The following is a 6492-nucleotide window of genomic DNA, read 5'->3' as shown; positions in this document are numbered from 1 at the left end:
CGACCAGGGTGGGTGGAGCGACCAGGGTGGAGCGGGTGGGGGCGGGCTACGAGCGGCCGCGTGAGCGCGCCGCCCGCGCGATCGTCACCACGGCCTTCTCCAGCGCGTACTCGGGATCGTCACTGGCGCCCTTCACCCCCGCGTCCGCCTCGGCCACCGCGCGCAGGGCCACCGAGACGCCGTCCGGTGTCCAGCCGCGCATCTGCTGCCGGACGCGGTCGATCTTCCAGGGCGGCATCCCCAGCTCGCGGGCGAGGTCGGCGGGGCGCCCACCTCGGGCGGAGGAGAGCTTGCCGATGGCCCGCACGCCCTGCGCCAGCGCGCTGGTGATCAGCACCGGCGCGACCCCGGTCGACAGCGACCAGCGCAGCGCCTCCAGGGCCTCGGCCGCACGTCCCTCCACGGCCCGGTCGGCGACGGTGAAGCTGGAGGCCTCCGCCCGTCCCGTGTAGTACTGCCCGACCACCGCCTCGTCGATCGTCCCCTCGATGTCGGCGGTCAGCTGCGACACCGCCGAGGCCAGCTCCCTGAGGTCGCTGCCGATCGCGTCGACCAGGGCCTGGCACGCCTCGGGGGTGGCCGACCGCCCGGCGGTGCGGAACTCGGAGCGCACGAAGGCCAGCCGGTCCGCGGGCTTGGTCATCTTCGGGCACGCCACCTCGCGCGCGCCCGCCTTGCGGCCGGCGTCCAGGACGCCCTTGCCCTTGGCGCCGCCCGCGTGCAGCAGGACGAGGGTGATCTCCTCGGCGGGGGCGCCGAGGTAGGCCTTGACGTCCTTGACCGTGTCGGCGGACAGGTCCTGCGCGTTGCGTACGACCACGACCTTGCGCTCGGCGAAGAGCGAGGGGCTGGTGAGCTCGGCGAGCGTGCCGGGCTGCAGCTGGTCGGGGGTCAGGTCGCGTACGTCCGTGTCGGCGTCGGCGGCCTTCGCGGCGGCCACCACCTCCTGCACGGCACGGTCGAGCAGGAGGTCCTCCTGGCCCACGGCAAGGGTCACCGGGGCGAGAGGGTCGTCATTCGCAGTCTTCCTGGCCATCGCGACAAGCATCGCACGCACCACTGACAACGGACGCCCGCCGCCGGTGCCGGCTCCGGGGCGGGCCTACGGCTCCTCGCGCCAGCCCTCCCACTCCCCCGCGAACTCGTCCAGCTCGCCGGGGTCCAGCAGTGCCCGCTCGTCGCACAGGAGGACGAGCCACTGGGCGTCCTCGGCGTCGTCCTCGCCGGCCAGGGCGTCCCTCAGGAGCCGGGGTTCCTCGTCGAGCCCGAACCGCTCCCCGAGTGCCTGGGCCGCCTCCTCCGCCGCGTCGCGGTCGGGCAGCACCAGTACATGTCTCACATCGCTCACGGGTGCCATTGTGGGACACCCGGCGGCGGGCGGAGCGCGGGGGCGGTCAGCCCTTGGGCACGGTCTGCACGTCGAGGTCGATGCGGATGCTGGGTCCGACCACGGCGATGCCGCGGGCCAGCATCGTCTGCCAGCTCACCGTGAAGTCGTCGCGGTGCAGTTCGGTGGTGGCGCGGCAGGCCGCCCGCGTCTCGCCCTCCATGCCGTTGCCGAGCCCGAGGTACTGGGTGTCCAGCGTGACCGTGCGCGTCACGCCGTGCAGGGTCAGCGCTCCCGTGACGGCCCACCGGTTGCCCCCGCGGTGCGTGAACCGGTCGCTGTAGAACTCCAGCGTCGGAAACCGCTGCACGTCCAGGAAGTCGGCCGAGCGCAGGTGGTCGTCGCGCATCTTCACGTTGGTGTCGATGGACGCCGCGTCGATGACCACGTGCATCGCCGACCGCTCCATCTCGTCCGCGATCCGCACCGCGCCCGCGAAGGAGTTGAACCGGCCGTGGATCCGGGCCAGTCCGATGTGCCGCGCGGTGAACGCGATCGAGGAGTGCGCCGGTTCGATCTCCCAGTCGCCCGGCGTGGGCAGCTCCGGCGGCTGGGCCACCTGGAGGGTCACGTCGCCGAGCGAGGCCAGCGCGTCCTCGGCGACCGTCACGGACGCCCGGTACGGCGTGTACCCCTCGGCGGAGACGGCGAGCCGGTACTCGCCGGCCGGCACCGCCGCCAGGAACGATCCGAAGGGATCCGTGCCGCCGCCGACCACCTTGCGTCCCATGCTGTCGCTGACCGTGAACTCCGCGTTCGGCACCGGCTCGTGGACCGGGTCGAGGACCCGGCAGCTGAGCACGCCGGCGTCCGGCGGGGTGCTCACAGCAGCCAGGGGACCCGTCCGGTGCATCCGCTTCGTACGGCTTCCCAGCAAGCGGCCGATCATCTGCGACACCCTCTGCCCCACATCAGAATTAGTTGACGAAGCAACATTCGATCACCGATGGGGCTTTCGAGGCAACACGGGACCACTCACCCGGTATCGGCACACCGCCGTACCGGGACCCGGTCGAGCCGGATGCCGAAGTGTTCGCGGTACGCGGTGAGCACCTCCTCGTCCGTGCCCAACTCGCGCTCCTCCCGGCCGCCGTCGGGGGCCGTCGCCGTGAGCCGGCGCCCGCTGAGCGTGATCCGTCCCCCGTCCTCGGTGATCCGGGAGCAGACCGTCGACTGGAGGAAGTGCGACCGGGGAGAGGTGCTGTGCCACCACGCGCCGGACACGAAGTCGTCCAGCACCCTCGGGCGGACGTCCACCCGGTACACCGGCCGCCCCTCGCGCAGCACGTCCAGGTCGGCCGCCCGCGCCGTGGCCTCCGCCCCGCGCACCCCGGCCGCGTCCGGCCCCGCCTCCACGACCCGGAACGTACCGCCGGGGTCGTCCTGTTCCGCCCGCTCGCCGAACGCCAGCGGCCCGTGACTGTGCGCCCCGAACCCGACGTCCGCCAGCCAGTCGCCCCCGTCCACCGTCCGCACCAGCAGCACCATGTGGTCGTACGGGATCCCGAGCCGGCCCCCGTCCCCGTACACCCGCGCGGCGAGCATCGTGACCTCGTAACCGAGCGCCGCGAGCAACGCGCCGAAGAGGCCGTTGAGTTCGTAGCAGAATCCGCCCCTGCGCCCGCCCACCACCTTGTCCAGCAGCCGCCCCTCCTCCAGCACGATCTCCTCGCCCAGGTGGACGGAGAGGTTCTCGAACGGCACCGTCCGCAGATGAAGCAGGTGCAGTGTGCGCAGCACGTCGAGGGTGGGCCGCGCCGGGTGCTCGGCGCCCAGGCGGCGGAGATAGGCATCGACCTGTGCGGAATCCATGCGCTCAGTCTCCCAGGACCCGCAACGCCCCGCCCGAGCCCGCGACGGCCAGCGCCCCGTCCCGGTCCGTGCGCAGCACCGTCGCCCCCCGCCCGCGCAGGGCCGCGACCGTGTCCGGGGCCGGGTGCCCGTAGGTGTTGTCCGCGCCGCAGCTGATGAGGGCCAGGCGCGGAGCCACCCTCCGTATGAGGTCCGGGTCCTGATGAGCCGACCCGTGATGGGCGACCTTGAGCACGTCGACCCCTGCCAGCGCCGCTGCCGCCGGGGAGCGCGCCAGCTCCCGCTGGGCCGGCGGCTCCAGGTCCCCGAGCAGCAGGAGACGCAGGCCCGCCGTACGCACCAGGAGGGTGACGCTGGCGTCGTTGGGTCCCTCGGTGCTCGTGGGCGGCATCGTCCCCGGGCCCGTGCCGGACGGCGGCCACACCACCTGCCAGGAGAGCGGGCCGGCTCGTCGCCGCTCACCGGCGGCCGCGTGCCGCAGGGGGATCCGTCGCGCCGTCGCCTGTCTGCGAACGGCGTCGGCCTGGTCCGCGGGCTCTTCGAGGGCGGTCGTCTCGATGGCCCCCACCGCACGCCCCCGCAACACCCCGGGCAGCCCGGCGACGTGGTCGGCGTGGAAGTGGGTCAGCACCACGAGCGGGACACGGGTGACGCCGAGCGAGCGCAGACAGCCGTCCACCAGCGCCGGATCGGGCCCGGCGTCCACGACCACGCCCGTACCCTCCCCCGCCGCGAGCACCATGGCGTCGCCCTGTCCCACGTCGCACATCACCATCCGCCAGCCCGGCGGCGGCCATCCCTTGATCACCCGGACCAGCGGCGGCGGTTGCACCACCGCCAGCACCAGCAGCAGCACGCAGACCCCGCACCACCAGGGATGCCGCAGCAGCCGCCGGCCGACGAGCAGCCCGCCCACCGTGAGGAGCGCGAGCAGCACCGCCCCCGCCCAGCTTCCCGGCCAGTCCACGCCCGCGCCGGGCAGCGCGGCCCCGGTGCGGGCGATCCCCGCGATCCACCCGGCCGGCCAGCCACCGCACCAGGCCAGCGCCTCGGCCACGGGCATCGACACCGGCGCCGTCGCCAGCGCCGCGAACCCCAGCACCGTGGCCGGGGCCACCGCGAACTCCGCGAGCAGGTTGCACGGCACCCCCACCAGGCTCACCCGCGCCGACAGCACGGCGACGACCGGCGCGCACACGGCCTGCGCGGCCCCCGCGGCGGCCAGCGCCTCCGCCGGCCGCGGCGGCACCCCGCGCCGCCGCAACGCCGCGCTCCACCGGGGCGCGAGCGTGAGCAGCGCCCCGGTGGCCAGCACGGAGAGCAGGAACCCGTAACTCCTGGCCAGCCACGGGTCGTACAGCACGAGCAGCAGTACGGCCGTCGCCAGCGCCGGAAGCAGCGATCTACGGCGTCCGGTGGCCAGGGCGAGCAGGGCGACGGACCCGCAGGCCGCGGCCCGCAGCACGCTCGGGTCGGGCCGGCACACCACCACGAAGCCGAGTGCGAGCGCCCCGCCGAGCAGCGCCGTCGCCCGCAGGGAGAGCCCGAGACGGGGCGCGACTCCCCGGCGCTCACTGCGCTGGGCCAGCCCGGGCGGGCCGAGCAGCAGGGCGAGCACGATCGTGAAGTTGGCCCCCGAGACGGCCAGCGTGTGAGCCAGGTCCGTCTCCTTGAACGCCTCCTCCAGCTCCGGGGTGACGCGCGACGTGTCTCCCACGACCAGGCCGGGCAGCAGCGCCCGCGCGTCCCCCGGCAGACCGTCCGTCGCCTCGCGCAGCCCGGCCCGCAACCGCCCCGCCAGCCGCTGCGCCGCCGACGGACCGGCCACCACCTCGGGCGCGGCCCGACCATCGCGTACCCGCAGCACGGCGGCGATCCGGTCCCCGCTCGTCCTCGGAGGCGCCGAACGGGCGGTGACGCGGAGCCGGGTGGTCGGCAGGAGCCCCAGCCAGCGCGAGGCCGCGGGATGGGCACGGGACGGCCGGGCACCGCCGGCGTCGCCGTCCTCGTCCGGGCCCTCCTTCCCCACGTCGACGAGCACGAGCACCGGCGTCCGCGTCGCGACCGCCGCGCCGTCCTCCTTCATGACCCGTCGCACGTCGGCCTCGATCAGCACCGTGGGCGGGGCAGCACGGTTGCCCCGGACACGCGGCTCGGTGAGGCGGGGGTCGGCGGTGACCTCCACCTCGGCGGTGACCGTGGCGTACTGCCGGGCCGACCCCGGCACGGGTCCGCGCCGCAGGTCCGCTCCGTGCAGCGCGGCCGAGGCGGCGGCCGCGGCGACACAGAAGAGCAGGGCGGCGACGGCGACCGGGGGCCGAAAGCGCGTCGCGCGCTGCCCCCGACCCCTCTGGAGCTGCCTGCGGTCCCTCTGGAGCCGACTCCGGTCCCTCTGGAGCAGTACACCCGCCAGGACCAAGGCACCGGTCACCATGCCCACGGCCCAACCGGCCGGCGCGGTCGGCATGAGCGCCGCCGTCGCCCAGGCCGCGAGCGCGGGCGGCACCAGTCGCAGGTCCGTTGGCCCCTCCTGGCGGGGGTGGGCGGCGCCGAGCCGGTGGCCGGAGGCGGCGTGCACGGCCGCGCGTGGGCGTGCCGTCCGGGCATGGGACTGCCTGGCAGGGGCCGTGGGCGGATCCGTGGGCAGATCCGGGGACCGGCCCGAGGGCAGATCCGGGCACCGATCCGGGGACCGGCCCGTGGGCCGATTCGTGCTCACGGCCGCACGAGATCGCGCAGGTCGGCGAAGCGGCGCTCGCCGATGCCGTTGACCTCGCGCAACTCGTCCACCGACCGGAAACCGCCGTGCTGGGTGCGGTAGTCGATGATGTGCTGGGCCAGCACGGGGCCCACGCCGGGCAGGGTGTCGAGCTGGTCCGGGGTCGCGGTGTTGAGGGAGACCGGTGCCGCGGGCGCCGCCGCCCCGCTCCCGGCGGTGGCCGCACCGCCGGGAGCGATCCCCGCGACGGGCGCGGGAGCGCCCACGACGACCTGCTCACCGTCCACCAGGAAACGCGCCTGGTTCAGCCCGTCGGTCTTGGCGCCGTCCCGCACGCCTCCGGCGGCCCGCAGGGCGTCCGCGACCCGTCTTCCCGCCGGGCGCCGGGGCCCGGGCGGGGTGGCGGGGGGCGGACGGGAGGGGGGGGGGGGGGGGGCCACGGTGGGGGGCCGCGGGGGGGGGGGCGCCGCGGCCGCGGGAGGGCGCCTGGCCCCCCGCCTCGGGGTACCGGGGCGGCCTGGTCCTGGGCCGGATCCCGGACGCGACGGCGGTGTTCGTGGCGAGCGACGAGATG

6 protein-coding genes are annotated in these 6492 nt (G+C 75.5%); all 6 read right to left on the bottom strand.

The window, feature by feature from the left end; translation table 11 throughout:
- Positions 1–46: 46 nt before the first annotated feature.
- On the bottom strand, positions 47–1036 hold the full coding sequence (gene holA, locus DMH12_RS36275) for a DNA polymerase III subunit delta (protein WP_185832753.1): 990 nt from the start codon (positions 1034–1036) through the stop codon (positions 47–49).
- A gap of 66 nt (positions 1037–1102) precedes the next feature.
- Positions 1103–1348, bottom strand: coding sequence for a hypothetical protein (locus DMH12_RS36270; protein ID WP_185832752.1), 246 nt, complete (start codon positions 1346–1348; stop codon positions 1103–1105).
- A 46-nt stretch (positions 1349–1394) separates the two neighbouring features.
- On the bottom strand, positions 1395–2276 hold the full coding sequence (locus tag DMH12_RS36265) for a YceI family protein (protein ID WP_125495552.1): 882 nt from the start codon (positions 2274–2276) through the stop codon (positions 1395–1397).
- A gap of 86 nt (positions 2277–2362) precedes the next feature.
- Positions 2363–3199: an arylamine N-acetyltransferase gene (locus DMH12_RS36260; protein ID WP_125495551.1), complete on the bottom strand. Its 837-nt coding sequence runs from the start codon at positions 3197–3199 to the stop codon at positions 2363–2365.
- A gap of 4 nt (positions 3200–3203) precedes the next feature.
- Entirely contained in the window at positions 3204–5777 is a 2574-nt protein-coding gene (locus DMH12_RS36255) for a ComEC/Rec2 family competence protein (RefSeq protein ID WP_185832751.1), read from the bottom strand.
- Between the two features lie 137 nt (positions 5778–5914).
- The coding region (locus DMH12_RS36250; RefSeq protein WP_399190075.1) for a ComEA family DNA-binding protein at positions 5915–6492 on the bottom strand (578 nt) is incomplete at its 5' end.

The sequence above is a fragment of the Streptomyces sp. WAC 04229 genome (assembly GCF_003947455.1).
Lineage (GTDB): Bacteria > Actinomycetota > Actinomycetes > Streptomycetales > Streptomycetaceae > Streptomyces.
Note: the sequence above shows the minus strand (reverse complement) of the source record. Positions and strands in the feature narration are given on the sequence as shown.